At 70.3% G+C, this 17,420-nt stretch carries 19 protein-coding genes and 2 pseudogenes; 15 read left to right on the plus strand and 6 right to left on the minus strand.

The annotated features are described in order from the left end of the window. Positions 1 to 27 precede the first annotated feature (27 nt). The 11 genes from ACGFYV_RS08725 to ACGFYV_RS08775 all read left to right on the plus strand — a co-directional run bounded on the left by ACGFYV_RS08725 (position 28) and on the right by ACGFYV_RS08775 (position 8,977). Complete coding sequence (locus ACGFYV_RS08725; RefSeq protein WP_393877630.1) at positions 28 to 534, plus strand: YbaK/EbsC family protein; 507 nt, start codon at positions 28 to 30, stop codon at positions 532 to 534. Continuing rightward, entirely contained in the window at positions 531 to 1,373 is an 843-nt protein-coding gene (locus ACGFYV_RS08730; protein WP_393877631.1) for an EamA family transporter, read from the plus strand. The genes ACGFYV_RS08725 and ACGFYV_RS08730 overlap by 4 nt, the downstream gene beginning before the upstream one ends. Positions 1,374 to 1,417: 44 nt before the next feature. Further along, a complete protein-coding gene (locus ACGFYV_RS08735; protein WP_393877632.1) occupies positions 1,418 to 2,200 on the plus strand; it encodes a tyrosine-type recombinase/integrase in 783 nt (260 codons plus the stop codon). A 109-nt stretch (positions 2,201 to 2,309) separates the two neighbouring features. Beyond that, on the plus strand, positions 2,310 to 3,500 hold the full coding sequence (locus ACGFYV_RS08740; RefSeq protein ID WP_393877633.1) for a helix-turn-helix domain-containing protein: 1,191 nt from the start codon (positions 2,310 to 2,312) through the stop codon (positions 3,498 to 3,500). Positions 3,501 to 3,733: 233 nt separating this feature from the next. Then, a complete protein-coding gene (locus ACGFYV_RS08745; protein WP_393877634.1) occupies positions 3,734 to 4,231 on the plus strand; it encodes an ATP-binding protein in 498 nt (165 codons plus the stop codon). Between the two features lie 89 nt (positions 4,232 to 4,320). Then, a complete protein-coding gene (locus ACGFYV_RS08750; RefSeq protein WP_393877635.1) occupies positions 4,321 to 4,692 on the plus strand; it encodes a DUF6415 family natural product biosynthesis protein in 372 nt (123 codons plus the stop codon). Then, entirely contained in the window at positions 4,689 to 5,684 is a 996-nt protein-coding gene (tgmB, locus tag ACGFYV_RS08755) for an ATP-grasp ribosomal peptide maturase (RefSeq protein WP_393877636.1), read from the plus strand. Before ACGFYV_RS08750 ends, tgmB begins: the two co-directional genes overlap by 4 nt. Before the next feature lie 170 nt (positions 5,685 to 5,854). Continuing rightward, the gene (locus tag ACGFYV_RS08760) at positions 5,855 to 7,510 is read left to right on the plus strand and encodes a methyltransferase domain-containing protein (protein WP_393877637.1); all 1,656 of its coding nucleotides are present in this window, start codon (positions 5,855 to 5,857) and stop codon (positions 7,508 to 7,510) included. Positions 7,511 to 7,554: 44 nt separating this feature from the next. Further along, complete coding sequence (locus ACGFYV_RS08765; RefSeq protein WP_393877638.1) at positions 7,555 to 7,977, plus strand: hypothetical protein; 423 nt, start codon at positions 7,555 to 7,557, stop codon at positions 7,975 to 7,977. A gap of 15 nt (positions 7,978 to 7,992) precedes the next feature. Next, positions 7,993 to 8,613 carry a C39 family peptidase gene (locus ACGFYV_RS08770; protein WP_393877639.1) on the plus strand — a complete coding sequence of 207 codons (621 nt, stop codon included), beginning with the start codon at positions 7,993 to 7,995 and terminating at the stop codon, positions 8,611 to 8,613. Beyond that, a complete protein-coding gene (locus tag ACGFYV_RS08775; protein ID WP_393877640.1) occupies positions 8,606 to 8,977 on the plus strand; it encodes a glutamate ligase domain-containing protein in 372 nt (123 codons plus the stop codon). Before ACGFYV_RS08770 ends, ACGFYV_RS08775 begins: the two co-directional genes overlap by 8 nt. 77 nt (positions 8,978 to 9,054) lie before the next feature. Here ACGFYV_RS08775 and ACGFYV_RS08780 read toward each other — a convergent pair. Further along, positions 9,055 to 10,259: pseudogene (locus ACGFYV_RS08780) on the minus strand (IS110 family transposase). A gap of 452 nt (positions 10,260 to 10,711) precedes the next feature. Here ACGFYV_RS08780 and ACGFYV_RS08785 point away from each other — a divergent pair. From ACGFYV_RS08785 to ACGFYV_RS08795, 3 genes and pseudogenes are all read left to right on the plus strand, one after another. Next, positions 10,712 to 10,909, plus strand: a pseudogene (locus ACGFYV_RS08785) (EamA family transporter); the annotation flags it as partial. A gap of 84 nt (positions 10,910 to 10,993) precedes the next feature. Continuing rightward, the gene (locus ACGFYV_RS08790) at positions 10,994 to 11,884 is read left to right on the plus strand and encodes an NAD(P)-dependent oxidoreductase (RefSeq protein WP_393877641.1); all 891 of its coding nucleotides are present in this window, start codon (positions 10,994 to 10,996) and stop codon (positions 11,882 to 11,884) included. A gap of 128 nt (positions 11,885 to 12,012) precedes the next feature. Further along, on the plus strand, positions 12,013 to 12,288 hold the full coding sequence (locus ACGFYV_RS08795) for a DUF1876 domain-containing protein (RefSeq protein ID WP_393877642.1): 276 nt from the start codon (positions 12,013 to 12,015) through the stop codon (positions 12,286 to 12,288). A 67-nt stretch (positions 12,289 to 12,355) separates the two neighbouring features. On the opposite strand, the gene ACGFYV_RS08800 is transcribed toward ACGFYV_RS08795, so the two are convergent. The 5 genes from ACGFYV_RS08800 to ACGFYV_RS08820 form a co-directional block, all read right to left on the minus strand. Further along, entirely contained in the window at positions 12,356 to 13,606 is a 1,251-nt protein-coding gene (locus ACGFYV_RS08800; protein WP_393877643.1) for a serine hydrolase domain-containing protein, read from the minus strand. A gap of 125 nt (positions 13,607 to 13,731) precedes the next feature. After that, on the minus strand, positions 13,732 to 14,232 hold the full coding sequence (locus tag ACGFYV_RS08805; protein WP_393877644.1) for a MarR family winged helix-turn-helix transcriptional regulator: 501 nt from the start codon (positions 14,230 to 14,232) through the stop codon (positions 13,732 to 13,734). Beyond that, on the minus strand, positions 14,229 to 14,984 hold the full coding sequence (locus ACGFYV_RS08810; protein WP_393877645.1) for an energy-coupling factor ABC transporter ATP-binding protein: 756 nt from the start codon (positions 14,982 to 14,984) through the stop codon (positions 14,229 to 14,231). Before ACGFYV_RS08810 ends, ACGFYV_RS08805 begins: the two co-directional genes overlap by 4 nt. A 59-nt stretch (positions 14,985 to 15,043) precedes the next feature. Further along, complete coding sequence (gene cbiQ, locus ACGFYV_RS08815; RefSeq protein WP_393877646.1) at positions 15,044 to 15,841, minus strand: cobalt ECF transporter T component CbiQ; 798 nt, start codon at positions 15,839 to 15,841, stop codon at positions 15,044 to 15,046. Position 15,842: 1 nt separating this feature from the next. After that, positions 15,843 to 16,925 carry an energy-coupling factor ABC transporter permease gene (locus tag ACGFYV_RS08820; RefSeq protein WP_393877647.1) on the minus strand — a complete coding sequence of 361 codons (1,083 nt, stop codon included), beginning with the start codon at positions 16,923 to 16,925 and terminating at the stop codon, positions 15,843 to 15,845. Positions 16,926 to 17,073: 148 nt separating this feature from the next. Between ACGFYV_RS08820 and ACGFYV_RS08825 the strand changes: the two genes are divergently transcribed. Further along, the gene (locus ACGFYV_RS08825; RefSeq protein ID WP_393877648.1) at positions 17,074 to 17,418 is read left to right on the plus strand and encodes an SsgA family sporulation/cell division regulator; all 345 of its coding nucleotides are present in this window, start codon (positions 17,074 to 17,076) and stop codon (positions 17,416 to 17,418) included. The last annotated feature ends 2 nt before the right edge of the window (positions 17,419 to 17,420 follow it).

Consider the following 17,420-nt stretch of genomic DNA (forward strand, 5'->3'; position numbering starts at 1 on the left):
CCTACAAGCACCGCTAGCGTGCCGGGCATGACGACAGCCGCCACTGACGCCGAAGAGTCCGGAGCCCACCCCCGCTTCGCCGAAGCCCTGCGCGCCCTCGGCCTCGACGACGTGCTCGCCCGCACCCGCCGTTTCCCGGAGGTCACCCGCACGGCCGCCGAGGCCGCCGCCGCGATCGGCTGCGAGCTGAGCCAGATCCGCAAGTCGCTGATCTTCGCCGCCGACGGGGTCCCCGTGCTGGTCCTGATGGACGGCGCGTCCCGCGTGGACGTGGAACGGGTACGGCAGGAGCTGGGCGCCGGCAAGGTCGGCCGGGCCGACGCCGCCGTCGTACGCGAGACCACCGGGTACGCCATCGGCGGGGTCCCGCCCTTCGGGCACCGCACCCGGGTCCTCGCCGACCGCTCGCTGCTCGCCCACGACACGGTGTGGGCGGCGGCCGGGACCCCGCACACCGTCTTCCCGATCCCGCCGAAGGACCTGGTCGCCCACGCGGGCGCCGACCTCGTGGACGTGCGCGAGCGAACCGGGTGACGCCCCTGGTCACGGCCGCCGTCCTGCTCGCCGCCGTCACCCACGCCAGCTGGAACGCGATCGCGCACCAGATCACCGACAAGCTCACCGGGTTCACGCTGATCTCCGGCGGCGGGCTGCTGATCGGGGCCGCCCTGATCCCGTTCACGGCGGTCCCGGCGGGAGCGGCCTGGCCGTACCTGCTCGCCTCCTCGGCCGTGCACATCGCCTACTACGCGCTGCTGATGACCTCGTTCCGGCTCGGCGACTTCGGGCAGGCCTACCCCATCGCCCGGGGCAGCGCGCCGCTCGTGGTCACCGTCCTCGCGGCGGTGTTCGCCGACGAGGTGCCCGGCGCCTGGGCCACGGCCGGGATCGCCGTCTCCTGCGTGGGCCTGACCGGCGTGAGCCTGTGGGGGCTGCGCGGGCACCGGCCGAACTGGGCGGCCATCGGCGCCGCCCTCGCCACCGGCCTCACCATCGCCGCGTACACGGTGATCGACGGCCTGGGCGTACGGGCCGCCCACACGCCCCTCGGCTACACCGCCTGGCTGATGGTCGTCCAGGGGGCCGTCATCCCGGCGTACATGTACGTGCGCGAGCGCGGGGACACCCTGCGGCTGCTGCGCCCCCACGCCGGCCTCGGCCTCCTCGGCGCGGCCCTCTGCCCACCGCAGCGGACGCCCCGAAGTACAGCAAGCGGGACCTGGACGTCAGCCCGGAGACGCAGGCACTCCTCGAGGCCACGGACCCGACCAGCACGGGACCCATGCGGGCCTTCAAGGACTGGTGCGCTGAGAACGGCCGCGTCACGGTCCCATGCACGACGGCCACGTACACCGAGTACAGCCGACACCTGATGGCCCGCGGCCTGAAGGTCTCCACGATCAAGAACTACATGTCGTTGATCAAGACCGCGATGCCGCCGGGGAAGAAGCCCGATAACAGCCTCTACCTGCGGCTTTTGGCGAACTACCGGCAAAACAAAAAGCGCGCCCTGCGTACCCGTCGGGCGTTCCCGATCACCCTGCCGTACCTGGTTCCGATGATGGAGAAGGCGGAGGCCGACGGCCGGCCGATCGGCCGGCGTGACTCGGCGATGCTCGCCTTCGGGTACCGCTTCCTGGGCCGGAGCGTCGAAGATGCCAACCTCGAGATCGAGGACCTGACGTTCACCAACGGCGGCATCCTCGTCTGGCTCCCAGAGGACAAGACGCACGACGAGGAGCAGAACCTCGTGCTCATGGACCGGCCGGACATCCAGCTTGTCCCCCGGCTCACCCGCTGGCTCGACTGCATGGCGGGCCAGGGCATCACGTCCGGGCCGGTCTTCCGGCACGTCCTCAAGAACGGCTTGGTGGCCACCGCGGAAACGCGGAACAAGACGGCCACCAGCCGCGGCCTGCACCTGAGAGGGCAGACCGTCAACGAGCGTGTGAAGCACTGGTTCCACGCGGCCGGGCTGGTGACCGACGGCCGACACGTCTCCTCGCAGGGCGTCCGCGCCGGCGCCGCGACCGAGCTTGCGCAGAACGACGCCACGGACGAGGAGCTTGAGCGGGCAGGCCGCTGGCGGGCGGGCTCGCGCGTCTCCCGGGAGGTGTACGTACGTCCCGCGCGAGCCGAGAGGAATGATCCGTTTGCCAGGATCCCCGTGCACAACCCCGGGGAGGGGAAAGCAACATGACGGGCTGTCAACGACGAACCCCACTCCTCGGGGGAGCGGGGTTCGTCCGTGCCCCTCGAAGCCGATAGCGGGGTACCGTTCTGGTGTCGAAGCAGAACAGGAGTCAAGTATGCACGCTCTGCCTCAGGACCACACCGGCGTGCGGATCGCGCGTCTTCGCCGGGAGCGCCACCTCACTCAAAGGGGCTTGGCCGACCTCTCCGGAGTCCCGTACGACACGCTGACCAAGATCGAACAGAACAGGCTGTCTGCCACCCCGCACGCCGTCGCTTGCCTGGCCCGCGCCATGCGGGTCGAGGTCGCCACCATCATCGGGCAGCCGTACAAGGAGGACCTGCGCGCTGACGAACTGGACGTGTTGATAGCGCCGATCCGTGAGGCGCTGGACGTCTACGACCTGGGGCCCGACCCCGACATCTCGGCCCGCCCGCTGCATGAGCTGCAGGAGGACTCCGAGAGCCTGTGCGCAGCCGTCCGCGCCGGCGAAATCAAGCGTGCAGCAGGCGAAGTCGCCGGCCTGATCGAGGAGACGACCACCGCGGCGCACACGCAGGGCGCCAGCGGCGGCTGGCTCGTCCTCGCTTCGCTCTATCGCACCTCGTACGACGTGGCGACGAAGCTGGGATACGCGGACCTGGCGCAGCTCTCGCTCGCTCGGCTGGACTGGGCTGCACAGCGCGCGAGCAGCGCGGTGTTCGGAGGCGCCTACCAGTATTTCCGCGCCCTCACCTACCTGCGCGAGGGGAAGTTCAGGACCGGGCAGCGGCTCGTTGACCTGGGCCTGCGAACCATCGGGCAGGCGGAGGCGTCGCGGGAGCGGGACGTCGTCACCGGGCAGCTCCACCTTGGCGGCTCCGTGATGGCCGGCCGGGCGCACAACGAGGAACAGGCCATGGGGCACCTCGCCGAGGCCGAGCGCATCGCGAGCCGCACCGGCGAGTCCCCCAAGGTGCTGTGGATGGCGTTCGGCGGGACCAACGTCAGCGTGCACCGGGTGTCAGTCCTCGCTGAACTCGACAAGTTCGACAAGGCCGTGGAGGAGGCGGACAGCCTTGTCATTCCGGATGACTGGCCGAAGTCCCGGACAAGCCACCACTGGGCTGAGGTCGCCCGCGCGCAGATGTGGACGGGCAAGACGGACGCCTCGTTCTCGAGCCTGCTCAAGGCGCGTAGAACGGCTCCGCAACAGGCCAAGTACCACCCGACGGTGAGGGACACGTACGCCAGTCTGGAAGCCGCACACCGACGTCTTCCCGACAGCTTTCTCTCGTACGGGAGCTGGCTGACCTCGCAAGTGTGACTCGCAGTCAACATTTGGCCCCAACTAGCCTGAAGTCAGGCTAGTTGGGGCTTAGTTGTGGGCCCACCATGTCGTCACTGGCCTTTCGACATGGAGCCGACCATGACGATGAAGCACACCACGGCTCAGCAGAGCACCTGTCGACGTGCACTTGCTGATGCCGCACAGGGACTGCCCTACGCGCCCTTACTGCACTGCGACAGTGCCTCCCGCGCGCTGGTCCGGTCGGCTCCATGTTCCCCCAAGAGGACGTGATGACGACGACAGCCGTAGAGGCGCCTCGCGCCGGCCTCCGCCGTGACGGGGACCTGATGGACGAGCGCATTCAGGTTGCTCCGCGCCGTGGTGACGCGCCGCCCCGCGAGACGGACGCTTGGCGCATCGGGGCCATACGGCGGATCGCTGCCGCGAAACTCCGGTTCGGCGGATGCGAAGCGCTGATCGACGAGGCGATGCTGATCGTCTCCGAGCTGCTGACGAACGCCCTACTCCACAGCGGCACCCAGGAGATCCGGCTCCGTCTCGCCCTCCAGGGCGAATCTCTGCGCATCACGGTCGACGACGGAATGCCCGCCATCATCAAGCCCCACGAAGCAGATGACGACGCCGAAACGGGCAGGGGTCTCACCCTCGTCGCGGCAGTGGTGGCGGAGAACGGAGGGACCTGGGGCAGCAACGACCAGGGAACCACGGTGTGGTGCGACCTCCGCAGAGAGGTTGAGGGCCAGTGACAGCGACCGTGATTCCCCAACGCACCGGCGATGCCGTGCCCCGGTGGAACCACCCGGTTGAGCCCGCGCGCCTCCCGAAGGAGGCAGCCGTGCGACAAGCGCTCGCGGCAGTTCGCGCCTGGAAGCCCTACGACGGGGACGCCTTGCTCGACGACGCCGGCGATGTGCTCGACACCGTGGCTCCCTCCGAGGAACGGGTGGAGGAGCTGGGCCGGCGACTGCGCGGCCACCTGATGCAGCTCGTCGGCATCGCCACCACACTCGAGGCCGAGAAGCGCGACCCGCGGGTCGCGCAGCTCATCGGCAGCGCCCGCCAGGCGATCCAGGCCGAGCTGCCGGGCGACTACGCGAAGGCCGTGAGCCACCTGCGGCGAATGGGATGGGCCGTCCAGGAGTTACTCGAGCTGTTGGTTGAGATCGGGTGTGTGAAGGCTCCGGACTCCCTGAGTGAGGACCTGTGACCGCCTTCGAACCCATCGCCCCCACGGGTGTACTGCTGCTGAGCAGGACAACGGAGCTCCCTGGTGCCCAGAGTGCCGTCCTGACAGCCCGCTTCTGGACCCGGACGACGGTCGCCGTGATGACCTGGGGTGTCCCGGTCGTGCGGTTCGACTCGGGGGACTTCCCCGCATCACTGTCGGTGGAGGCAGAGATCACCCCAGACGGCATCCGGGGGCGCCTCGACACCCCCTCGCGCACTGCCGACCTCGACGATGTCCGCGCGCTGTACTACCGGCGTCCGACCGGCTTCGCGTTCCCGCACCTCGACGAGCAGGACGAGCGGTTCGCCATCACCCAAGCCCGCTACGGGATCGGGGGCGTGATCGCCTCGCTTCCGAACTGCCTGTACGTGAACCACCCGCACTTCACCGGCGATGCAGAGTTCAAGCCGTCCGGTCTGGCTGCCGCGGTCGGGGCCGGCCTACAGGTGCCGCGCACCCTCATCACGTCGAACCCCGACTCGGCGAGGGCCTTCATCAAGCGGCACGGGCCGGTGATCTACAAACCCTTGTGGAACCCCGTGTACCGGGTCGACGACGTCTCCTCCGTCGTCAAGATCGCCGAGGTGAGGGCCGAGGACATCGACGACAGGGTCGCCGGCACCGCCCACCTGTTCCAAGAACGCGTACCGAAGACAGCCGACATCCGCGTGACCGTCATCGGGCCGCACACCTTCAGTGTCCGGATCGATTCCGATCTCCTGGACTGGCGGACCGACTACAGCCGCTTGAGCTACACCCCCGTGCCTACGCCCGCAGAGATCGAGCTCGCGCTCCACGAGTACATGGACCACTTCGGGCTCCATTTCGGCGCCTTCGACTTCGCGCTGGACTCCGACGGGCAATGGTGGTTCCTCGAATGCAACCCGTCCGGCCAATGGCACTGGCTGGAGCACGAGACCGGCCTGCCCATGTGCGCAGCCCTGGCCGACCTACTGGAAAGGAAGCCGTGAGCGACCACGAACAGCTCCTCCGGCACCTCATCGACAGCATGACCGCGAGCGGCTCCCTGCGCACACAACCGTGGAAGGACGCCGCCGCGGCCGTACCCAGGCACGAGTTCCTGCGCAACGGGTTCTTCCGCATGGTGCCCGGCTCAGCGCCCACCGCCTGGGCGTCGGTCATGGAGGACGAGGACGGCTGGTTCGAAGCCTGCTACGCCGACGAATCCCTCGTGACGCAGATCGCGGGCACGATCAAGCCGGCGGACATCCGCGGCGAGATCATGCGGGAGCCGACCAGTTCGAGCACGCTCCCATCGCTCGTGCTGCGCATGCTCGAGGACCTGGAGGTGGAGCCGGACATGAAGGTGCTGGAGATCGGCACCGGCACCGGCTACTCGACCGCAGTGCTCTCCGCGCGCGTGGGCGCCCGCCATGTCACATCGATCGAGTACGACGAGGAGGTGGCTTCGCGGGCCCGGGAGGCTCTCGGCCGGCTCGGCACGTACCCCAACCTCCTGATCGGTGACGGCCTCCTCGGCGGTGACGACGATGCACCGTACGACCGGATCATCGCCACGTGCGCCGTACACACGGTGCCTGCGGACTGGCTCGAGCAGACGCAGCCCGGCGGGCAGATCCTGACGACCATCGGCGGCTGGCTGAACGCATCCGAACTGGTGCGTCTGACCGTCCACGACGATGGCACAGCCTCCGGGCCGGTACTGGGCGGACACGTCAGTTTCATGCTCGCCCGCCCCCACATCGCGCCCCCGCTCGGCCTGCTCCCGGACCTCAGTGTGGGCAAGGAACGCGAGGCCATCATCGGCGCCGACGTCCTGGACGACTGGACGACCCGGTTCGTCGCACAGTTCGCCGTGCCGACCGCGCAGCGCCTGAAACTGCGGCACGGGCCGCACGACGAGGACGTACTCGTCGACGCCTCTGCCGGCGCGTTCGCCGCACTCCACGAAGAGGACGGCCGCTGGATCGTCCGGCAGGGTGGCCCTCGCAGGCATCTGGGATGCCGTCGAGGAACACCTCGGCCGCTGGCATGCCGCTGGCACGCCGGCGCTGGAAGAGGCCACCGTGCGCGTGACCCCGGAGGGCCAGAGCCTCCACTGGTAGGCACCACGCCCGGCCCCGCTCGCCCGTCCGTTCCCCCGGTGCGGGGGCGTTGCTCTGGCAGGGGCCAGCACCACAGACCGCCGCCCGCGATAAGGGCGGCCGAACATCTGGGGCGAACCCAGCTCGGCGCGGCGGCTGCCTCTTGGCAGTGGCTCAGCCGCCGCGCCGAGGACACCACCGATGTCACCTCACGAGGAGAGAACGTGACAGTAACGACGGTGCCGGACATCCAGACCCTGCGGATCGGTGTCCTGTGTGGAGGAAACTCCCCTGAACGGCCCGGGTCAATCGCATCCGGCGAGCACGCGTCCAAAGCACTGGCCGCGGCCGGGCTCAAAACGGAGCTGATCGACACGGCAGAGACGCCGCTATCCGAGCTCCCCGGGCGTATCGACGTCGCCCTCCTGGGGCTCCACGGGCTGGGCGGTGAGGACGGCAAGATTCAGGGGGCGCTCGACACGATCGGTCTGCCGTACACCGGGTCCGGCGTCATGGCGTCCGCGATCGGGATGCACAAGCCGACCTTCAAGCGGATGCTTGCGCAGGAGCGCATCGACACGCCGCTCTGGACGCCGGTGCACTACCCGGAACTGTCCCTTGCCGCCACCGCGTCCACCGTCCGCCATACCTTGGGCTACCCGGTGTTCATGAAGCCGTCTTCCGGCGGCGGCAGCTCGCCGCTGGGATTGCGCGCGATGAGGCGAAGCTGACGGAGCTGCTGGAGGCGACGAAGGCCGACCCGTACGCCGAGTACATGGTCGAGGAGTTCGTCCAGGGCATCCCGTGCACCGTGGGCCTGGTTGAGATCGATGGCCGGCTGACGGAACTGCCCGTCCACGACGTGGAGTCGAAGAACGAGTTCTACGACTACGAGGCCAAGCACAACCCTGATCTCCGCGTCGAGCACTGCCCGTCCATCCTGCCGGCTCCGACCACGGAGGCCATGCAGTACCTCGCGCGCCGCGTGTTCCGGATGATCGGCGCCCACGGTGTGCTCCGCGTGGACTTCCTGGCCGCAGCGAACGGCCGGGTCACTGTCCTGGAGTGCAACACCCTCCCCGGCCTCTCCGAACACGGGAACCTGGCCACCATGGCGAGGGCCGGGGGCATCCCGTATCCCACCCTGATGCAGCACCTCGTCAGGAGCGCGTTCACCAAACCCGCGTACCTGCCCTAGGCGAGACTGGGGCGCATGAGCGCCCCGAGCATCCTTCACCCCGTGCCCTACTACGCACAGTGGGAATCCGCTGCCCTCGTCCCGGAGTTCATCACCGGCCAACGGGACGCGGCGGATGACCCGCTCTGGCAGAAGTCCGGCGCCACCGACCCGCAGGAGTACGCGTTTTGGGCGCCTCGGATGTGCGGTGTCGCGTGCCTGCGGATGGCGCTGGACTACTGGAGGCGGCCGGTGCCACCCTCCGTGCCGCTCGTCCGGGAGCTGTGCGAGGCCGGCGCCTACGTACGCGACGGGGACCAGGTGAAGGGGCTGATCTATCAGCCGTTCGCCGAGCACGTCCGGGGCCGCTGGTCCCTCCAGGCCGAGTCCATCCCGGACCTGCCCGCCGCCCGTGTCCATGAGGAGGTCACGGGCGGGCGGCTGGTGCTGCTGCCCGTCCACAAGACGATCCGCACGACTGACGACGACCCACCGAGCAAGGGCGGGCACCTGGTGCTCGCCGTCGGTGTCTATGAGGAGGGCGTGATGCTGCACAACCCGTCCGGGCTGCCCGGCGTATCCCAGGAGGCCCACCGAGTCCCATGGGCCCGCCTGTCCCGGTTCTATGCAGGCAGGGGCGTGGTCCTCGGTGACTGACCAGACGACCGGCCAGGCCGCCGACGACGGGCCCGTATCGCGGCGGATCGCCGTGCTCGGGGAGATGCTGGAGCTGGGCGACCAAGCGGCCAAAGCGCACTGGGACGTTGGGCAGATGGCCGGCGAGTACGGCATCGACCTCGTCATCGCCGTGGGCAACGACATGGCCAAACAGCTTGCCCTGGGCGCGGCTGACGCTGGTGTCGAGGTTGCCATCGTTCGGGACAACGAAACGGCGACGGCCATACTGGACAAGCTCCTCCGACCGAACGACATCGTTCTGATCAAGGGCTCGCGGGGCGGTATGCGCTGGCAGATCGCTCAAGCGCTCACCGGCCAGGAGATCACTGGCATCCTCAGCTGACCAACATGGCAGCGGGCCCGGCCGGGGGGTGCCCCTATCTCTTTCGTCAAGGGGCGGGTCGGTTGATTGGTGATGTTTCAGGCGGCTTGGGGGACGGCTTGAGGTTCGAAGAACGTACCGTCACGGAGCATGGCGAACAGGACGTCGACGCGGCGGCGGGCGAGACACATCAGGGCCTGCTTGTGCCGCTTGCCCTCGGCCTTCCTGCGCTCGTAGTAGGCCCGGGAGGCCGGATCGGACAGGGCGGCGAACGTGGCCAGGAAGAACGCCCGTTTGAGGTGCTTGTTGCCCCGGCGGGACCGGCTCTCACCGCGAATCGAGGACCCGGATCTTCGAGTCACGGGGGCGAGCCCGGCGTATGCGGCGAGGTGCCCGGCTGTGGGGAAGGTGGTGCCGTCGCCGACGTCGATGAGGATCCTGGCTCCGGTCCTGACGCCTATCCCCGGCATCGACGTCAGGAGCCCGGAAAGAGGGTGCGACTTGAGCAACTCCTCGATGTCAGCTGCCAACTCCTTACGCTGGTCGAGCAGTGCGGCGAGGTTCCTGGCGAGCTTGGGCACGATCACCGTGGCCGCGTCGGTGCCCCTGACGACCACGGTCTGCTCGTCCAGGGCGGTGAAGATGTCCTCGACCAGGCGTTCGCCATCCTGGGTGCCTTGGGCCGCAGCAGCGTCACCAGGCGGCGCCGTCCGGCCTTGCGGATCTCCTTGGGCGAGCCGAAGCGTTCGAGCAGGGTGAGTACGGCCGGGTGCTGGATACGCGGGCCGAGCACGCGTTCCAGGTGCGGATGGATCTGGGTGAGCAGGCCACAGAGCCGGTTGGCGACCCGGGTGACCTCACCGGCGAGGTCGTCGTCAAAGCCCACGATCATGTGGAGTTCGGCGATCGTCTCGTCGTCCAGTTCGATGCCGCGGAGGGTGTGCGGCATGGTGCGGGCGGCGTCCGCGATGATCGCCGCGTCGCGGGCGTCGGTCTTGCCCTCACCGGGGTAGAGATCCGCGATCCGCCGCATCGTCGGCCCAGGCAGATAGGCGACCCCGCAGCCTGCACCGCGGGCGACGGCCAGCGGAAGGGCGCCGATCGAGGCCGGCTGATCGACCACGGCCAGGACCCGGCCGTACTTGGCCGTGAGCTTGTCGAGCATGGCCCGCATCTTGGGTTCGCTGCTGGGCAGCGGCTTGTCGACGACGCGGTTGCCGTCCGGCGTCATACCGGTGGCGTGGTGTTCGCCCTTGCCGACGTCCAGACCGAGGAACACGGCCACGTCGCGGGTGTCGATCACGAACGTCCTCCTGAGAGGGTCTTGTCTTCCCGGCCAAGGCACGGCGCCGGCATCCGGCAACCACGTGACGAAGAGCGTTGCCGGCGGACCGGCGCTCCTGCCCCTATTAGCGATCTACCGGCGCCTCCCGACCCGGTGACACCACCCCCCGGGTCATTGATGCGAGCACCGTCGACAGGGGGCAAAAGTCATGCCGGGCCGGAAGGCCGGGAGCCCCAAGGCCGGGGCCGTCTAGAAGGCAACGGGGCGGGCCCGCTGCTCGGCCGGTGACGACCAGCCCTACTAGGCCAGAATCCGCTCCACGTCGCTGCCCCGGCCGCACGCTGGCCGGGGCAGCCCCGTCTCACCACCCCTCGAGGAACAGCGCCGTGTCTATGCTCCGCCGCCACTTCCACGACCTCCCCTCCGAAGCGCGCCAGGTCATCGCCGACAAGGCGGGGCCCGTACTTGCGTCCGTCGCCGCGTACGGACTGGTCCTGTGTGCCCAGACCCGCGCCGCCCTCGCACCCGTCGCCGCCCTGCGGGAGTCCTCGATCATCGTCGGCGCGGCCATCGGCGCGCTGTTCTTCAAGGAACGCTTCGGGGCGCCCCGGGTCGCGGCGGCGGGTCTGCTGGTCGTGGGCATCGGACTGATGTTGCATGCCGGATAGGGACCGAATCGTCCGACCGGGATCCGGCAGGGATCTGCCAGGGACCCGACCGGGATTCGGCAGGGATCCGACAGGGAGCCGTTCATGACCGACAAGCCGACCGTCGCCGTCCTGGGCACCGGCATCATGGGGGCCGCGATGGCCCGCAACCTCGCCCGCGCCGGACTCGGCGTCAGGGCCTGGAACCGCACCCGGGACAAGGCCGAGCCGCTCGCGGCCGACGGGATCAAGGTCGCCGGCACGCCCGCCGAGGCCGTCGAGGGCGCCGATGTCGTACTGACGATGCTGTACGACGGGAACACCGTCCTTCACGTCCTGCGCGAGGCCGCCCCGGCGCTGCGTCCGGGCACGGTGTGGGCGCAGTGCACCACCGCCGGCACCGAGATGGTCGCCCACCTGGCCGACCTCGCCCGCGAGCACGGGCTGGTCTTCTACGACGCCCCCGTCCTCGGCACCCGCCAGCCCGCCGAGGCCGGTCAGCTGACCGTGCTCGCCGCCGGCCCCCGGGAGGGCCGGGAGATGGTCGGCCCGGTGTTCGACGCGATCGGCGCGAAGACCGTGTGGACCGGCGAGGACGCGGCCACGGGCAGCGCGAGCCGGCTCAAACTGGTCGCCAACAGCTGGGTCCTCGCGGCCACCGCGGCGGCCGGTGAGGTGCTCGCCCTCGCCAAGGGCCTCGGCGTCGACCCGCAGGGGTTCTTCGACCTCATCGACGGCGGCCCGCTGGACATGGGGTACCTGCGGGCCAAGACCGCGCTGCTGCTCGACGGGAAGCTGACCCCGGCCTCGTTCGCCGTGGCCACCGCCGAGAAGGACGCCCGGCTGATCGTGGCGGCCGGCGAGGGCAACGGCGTACGGCTCGACGTCGCCGCCGCGGCGGCCGAACGCTTCGCCCGCGCCGCCGCCCAGGGCCACGCCCAGGAGGACATGGCCGCCGCCTACTTCGCCAGCTTCGACAAGCAGACGGGCGACTGAGGGCGGCTGAGGTGGCTGAGGGCGGCTGAGGTGGCTGAAGGCGGCTGAGACCGGCGGGCCCCGGCCGACATGACGTTCCCCGTGTGCGGGAGCACCCTGGAATCAGTGGATTTCCGGAGGTGGTCGACATGATGCACACCACGGTGGGATGGCACGTCGAGATGGAGTTCATGGAGGACGACCAGCACACGCGCGCGGCCGCCCTGGTCCGTCTGCCCGACGGCACCGAGGTCAGAGCGCACGGGCACGCCAGCCGGCACACCATCGACGCGAACCAGCCCCGCGTCGGCGAGGAGATAGCGGGCGCCCGTGCCCTCAACGAACTCGCCATGCAACTGCTGGCCAAGGCCCACGGGGAGATCGACGCGGAGTCCGGACGGATCTCGCATCCGATCAACGTGTGAGTCGGCGTGCTCGACCGTGAGACGGCCTGCTCGGCGTGTGAGTCGGCCGGCCTGCTCGGCGTCTGAGTCAGCCGGCCCGCTCGACGTGTGAGCCGGTCTGCGCGAGGGCCGTGCGCACCGCCCGCACCAGTGCCTGCGCCCTCGGGTCCGCCGTCACGCTCTGGCGGAAGCCGTTGGTGACGTAGCCGAACGCGATGCCCGCCTCCGGGTCGGCGAAGCCGAGGGCGCCGCCCCGCCCCGGGTGGCCGAAGGAGGCGGGGGACAGGAGCGGCGAGGCGCTGCCGTGCAGCATGTAGCCGAGGCCGAACCGGGTGCCCACGACGAGGACCCGGTCCGGTCCGGCGGACTGCTCGGCACGCGCGAGTTCCATGGTGGCCGGGGTGAACAGGCGGGTGCCGCCGTCCACGTCGCCGATCAGCGAGGCGTAGAAGCGGGCCAGGCCGTCCGCGGTGGCGATGCCGTTGGAGGCGGGCAGCGCGGCGGCGCGGTAGGCGGGGTCGTTCTCGTCCGGGAGCGGGGTGATCGCGGCGAAGGCACGGCGGGTGAGGGAGTCCGGGTCGGCGTAGGCCTCGGCCACCGCACGCTTGGGGCGGGTCTTCAGGGCGCCGGAGGTCTCCGGTTCCACCGCGGGACCGACACGGCCCACACGCGCCTGCTCGGCGTCGGGCAGGCCCAGCCACAGGTCGGCGCCGGCGGGCGCGGCGATCTCGCTGGCTATCCACTCGCCGACGGGCCGACCGGTGATCCGGCGGATCAGTTCTCCGGTCGTCCAGCTGTAGGTCTGCGCGTGATAGCCGTGGTCCGTGCCCGGCTCCCACACCGGCGCCTGTGCCGCGACGGCTGCCGCGCCGAGGTCCGGGTCGACGGCCTCCGCGGGGGTCAGGGGGCGGTCCAGCACCGGCACACCGGCGCGGTGCGCGAGCAGGTGCCGCACGAGGGTCTGCTCCTTGCCGGCCGCCTTGTACTCGGGCCAGTACGCGCCCACGGGGGCGTCCAGGTCCAGCTCGCCGCGCTGGTGCAGCAGCAGGAGCGCGGCGGCGGCGACGCCCTTGGTCGCGGAGCGCATGATCTGCGCGGTGCCGGGCTCCCAGGGGGCCGTGCCGTCCATGTCCCGGGTGCCGCCCCACAGGTCCACGACCTTGTGGCCGTCCCGGTACACGGCGACGGCGCCGCCGCGATCCCCGAGCAGGGGGAAGTTCGCCGCGAACGCCTCCCTGACCGGTTCGAAGCCTTCGGCCACCGTGCCGTTCACGTCCACGCCCACGTCCACGCCCGCCGTCCCTTCCCGTCGTGTCCCGTCGCGTCCCGTCGTGTCCATCGCGCGACCGCGGGCGACAGCTTCTCCGGCCGACCGCCTGCGACAGCGCCTACAACAGCAGGCCTGAGCCTGCGATTCCTCGGCGGGATCAGCGCAGCAGGATCGTTACATCAACGGGGATCGGATCAGCGGAGGTCGGCCGCCGCACCATCGGCGCGCTCGGTGAGCCGCCACAGCTCCTCGCGCAGCCGTACGACCTCCTGCGCCTCCAGCCCCGAGCTGGTGAGCACGACGCCCGGCACCCGCGCCGCGCGCTCCTTCAGCCGCTCCCCGCGCCCGGTGCACGTGACGAGCACCGAGCGCTCGTCGTCCGCCGCGCGCTCCCGGCGTACGAGGCCCGCAGCCTCCAGCCGCTTCAGCAGCGGTGAGACGGTGCCGTAGTCCAGGCGCAGGGCACCTGCCAGCTCCTTCACGCTGGTCTCGCCGCGCTCCCACAGGACCAGCAGCACCAGGTACTGCGGGTAGGTGAGCCCCAGGTCGTCGAGGAGCGGACGGTAGGCGGCGGTCACGGCGCGCTGGGCGGCGTACAGCGCGAAGCACAGCTGGTCGTCCAGCCGCAGCGAACCGGCGGCGGCGCCGCTCTCTTCCCGCTCTTCCCGCTCTTCTCGCTCGTCTTGAGACGTCACGCGCCCATTGTCACGGACCGCGGGTCGAAGCCGAACGGCAGCTCCAGCCGGTGGGCGCGCATCAGGGTGTCGTCGGAGAGCAGCTCGCCGGTCGGGCCGTCCGCCGCGATCACCCCGTCGCTGAGGATCAGCGAGCGCGGGCACAGTTCGAGGGCGTACGGCAGGTCGTGCGTGACCATGAGGACCGTGACGTCCAGCGAGCGCAGGATGTCGGCCAGTTCGCGCCGGGAGGCCGGGTCGAGGTTGGAGGACGGCTCGTCCAGGACGAGGATCTCCGGCTCCATCGCGAGCACCGTCGCGACGGCGACCCGGCGGCGCTGGCCGAAGGAGAGGTGGTGCGGCGGGCGGTCGGCGAAGTCCGCCATGCCGACCCGCTCCAGCGCGGTGCGCACCCGCTCCTCCAGCGCCGCCCCCTTGATCCCGGCCGCCGCCGGGCCGAACGCGACGTCCTCGCGCACGGTCGGCATGAACAGCTGGTCGTCGGGGTCCTGGAAGACGATGCCGACCTTCTGCCGGATCTCGGCCATGTGCCGCTTGCCGACCGGCAGCCCGGCCACGGTCACCGTGCCGGTGCCGCCGCCCAGGATGCCGTTGAGGTGCAGTACGAGGGTGGTCTTGCCGGCGCCGTTCGGGCCGAGCAGGGCGACCCGTTCGCCGCGCGCGATCGAGAAGTCCACGCCGAACAGGGCCTGATGGCCGTCGGGGTAGGCGAAGGCGAGGCCGGAGACCTCAAGGGAGGCGGGCGCGGTCACATCGGCCGCATCGACCCCATCAGCCCCATCAGCCCCATTGGTCACATCATTCACATCGGTCACAGGAACCATCCCAGCAGACGGACGACGAGGGCGGCACAGGGCAGGGCGAGGGCGTACGACCACTGCGCCCGGGACGCGGTCACCTCGTCGATGACGGGCATCGAACCGGCGTAGCCGCGGCTCACCATGGCCAGGTGCACGCGCTCCCCGCGTTCGTAGGAGCGGATGAACAGGGCGCCGGCGGACTTGGCGAGCACGCCCCAGTGCCGTACGCCCCGCGCCTCGAAGCCGCGGGACTCACGGGCGATCCGCATCCGGCGCATCTCGTCGGTGATGACGTCGCCGTAGCGGATCATGAAGGAGGCGATCTGCACGAGCAGCGGCGGCAGCTTCAGCCGCTGCAGTCCGAGCAGCAGCTCGCGCAGCTCGGTGGTGGCGGCCAGCAGCACGGAGGCGGCGACACCGAGGGTGCCCTTGGCGAGCACGTTCCAGGCGCCCCACAGCCCGTTCACGCTCAGCGAGAGCCCGAGCACGTGCACCCGCTCGCCCTCCGCCACGAACGGCATGAGCACCGCGAACGCGACGAACGGCACCTCGATCAGCAGCCGCTTGAGAAGGAATCCGGCGGGCACGCGCGCACGGTGGGCGACGAGGGCGAGCAGCACGGCGTACGCCGCGAACGCCCACATCGCCTCGCGCGGGGTCGACACGACGACCACCACGAAGGCGAACACGGCGGCCAGCTTGGTGTGCGGCGGCAGTGCGTGCACGGCCGAGTGCCCGTGCCGGTAGAGCCGGTGCGCTCCCCCACGCTCGAATTCGCTCGCGCGGGAGGTACCCCCACCCGCCCCCACCTCAGAGCCCCGGATTCGCGGGCGAGACGTCCGCGCCGCGGCGCCGGCGCAGGGCCCAGAACACCGCGCTGCCCGCCACGACCGTGACACCGACGCCGATCACGCCGGCCAGGCCTCCGGAGAGCCGCGCGTCGGAGACGTCCCGTATGCCGTAGCCGGCCAGCGGGGAGTCCTCCGAGGCGTGCTTCCCGGCCTTCTTGTCGATGCCCTTGTCGTGCGCGACCTTCTCCAGGCCGTCGGGGCTGGCGGAGGCGTAGAAGCTGACGAACCCGGCGAGCACCAGGGAGGCGACCAGACCGGTGATCCACAGCGTGCGCCGGGAGGTGCGCGCCGCCACGGGCGCCGCGGCCACGGCGGGCGCGTCCACCAGCTCGCCGTTCACCCGCAGCTTCAGGCCCTGCTGGAGGCCGCGCGCCCCGTGCACCAGGTCCGGGCGTACGGCGATGACGGCGCCCACGGTGAGCGCGGTGATCACGGCCTCGCCGATGCCGATCAGGACGTGGACCCCGATCATCGCGGTCGCCACCTTGCCGATGGAGACGTCGGTGGTGCCGCCGATCGCGTAGATGAGGGTGAAGGCGACGGCGGCGGCCGGCACGGAGAGCAGCGCGGCGACGAAGGAGGCGACGGTGACCGAGCGGCGGCCGTTGGGCAGGAGGGCGAGCAGCCCGCGGAAGACGGCGTAGGAGACCACGGTCGTGACGATCGCCATGTCGGTGATGTTCACGCCGAGCGCGGTCAGCCCGCCGTCGGCGAACAGCACGCCCTGCATGAGCAGGACGACCGACACACAGAGCACACCTGTGTACGGCCCGACGAGGATCGCGGCGAGCGCCCCGCCGAGCAGGTGGCCGCTCGTTCCGGCCGCGACCGGGAAGTTCAGCATCTGCACGGCGAAGATGAACGCCGCGACCAGACCGGCGAGCGGGGCCGTTTTTTCTCCCCCACGCTCGAATTCGCTCGCGCGGGAGGTGCCCCCAAGTTCACGGCGGGCGCCGCGCAGGCTCACCGCGAGGGCGCCGGCGGCGATTACTCCGGTGACAGCGGAGGTAGGAGCGTCGATGAATCCGTCAGGTACATGCACCCGACGATTTTAGAGGCTTGTTGCGAAGGCTTTGCAAGAGAGAGGCGGTCTCATCTCTGAGTGTGTGTAAATCGGAAAATATGCGACATTAGAGAAGAAGTGAGTGCGGGGCTTCCGTAGAGGTCACTGAACGTGAGAGGGCGATCCGATGTCTGTAGTCGAACAGTACGCGCGCGCCCATATCGTCACGGACGAGGAGACCCAGGATCCCGGGGCCGTACCCGTGGTGCTGCGGTACGACCCCGACAACGATCCCCGCTCGGTCCGGTTCGGTCTGCCCGGACCGCACGAGTGGACCTTCTCGCGCGCGCTGCTGGAGAAGGGGCTGCGGGCACCGGCCGAGAGCGGCGACGTCCGGGTGTGGCCGTGCGGGCGCGTCCAGGCCGTCGTGGAGTTCCACTCGCCGGGCGGCGTGGAAGTGGTGCAGTTCGACGCGAAGGCGCTGGTCAGGTTCCTGCGGCGGACCTACACGGCCGAGCCGATCAGGAACTGATC

This window comes from Streptomyces sp. NPDC048297 (assembly GCF_043201585.1).
Taxonomy (GTDB): Bacteria; Actinomycetota; Actinomycetes; order Streptomycetales; family Streptomycetaceae; genus Streptomyces.

What these genes read in the sequence shown, in the direction of transcription:
- ACGFYV_RS08725 (WP_393877630.1), top strand. Translation starts at nt 28, where the DNA reads ATGACGACAGCCGCCACTGACGCCGAAGAGTCCGGAGCCCACCCCCGC.
- ACGFYV_RS08740 (WP_393877633.1), top strand. Translation starts at nt 2,310, where the DNA reads ATGCACGCTCTGCCTCAGGACCACACCGGCGTGCGGATCGCGCGTCTT.
- ACGFYV_RS08745 (WP_393877634.1), top strand. Translation starts at nt 3,734, where the DNA reads ATGTTCCCCCAAGAGGACGTGATGACGACGACAGCCGTAGAGGCGCCT.
- ACGFYV_RS08760 (WP_393877637.1), top strand. Translation starts at nt 5,855, where the DNA reads ATGGAGGACGAGGACGGCTGGTTCGAAGCCTGCTACGCCGACGAATCC.
- ACGFYV_RS08765 (WP_393877638.1), top strand. Translation starts at nt 7,555, where the DNA reads ATGGTCGAGGAGTTCGTCCAGGGCATCCCGTGCACCGTGGGCCTGGTT.
- ACGFYV_RS08770 (WP_393877639.1), top strand. Translation starts at nt 7,993, where the DNA reads ATGAGCGCCCCGAGCATCCTTCACCCCGTGCCCTACTACGCACAGTGG.
- ACGFYV_RS08790 (WP_393877641.1), top strand. Translation starts at nt 10,994, where the DNA reads ATGACCGACAAGCCGACCGTCGCCGTCCTGGGCACCGGCATCATGGGG.
- ACGFYV_RS08795 (WP_393877642.1), top strand. Translation starts at nt 12,013, where the DNA reads ATGATGCACACCACGGTGGGATGGCACGTCGAGATGGAGTTCATGGAG.
- ACGFYV_RS08800 (WP_393877643.1), bottom strand. Translation starts at nt 13,606, where the DNA reads ATGGACACGACGGGACGCGACGGGACACGACGGGAAGGGACGGCGGGC.
- ACGFYV_RS08825 (WP_393877648.1), top strand. Translation starts at nt 17,074, where the DNA reads ATGTCTGTAGTCGAACAGTACGCGCGCGCCCATATCGTCACGGACGAG.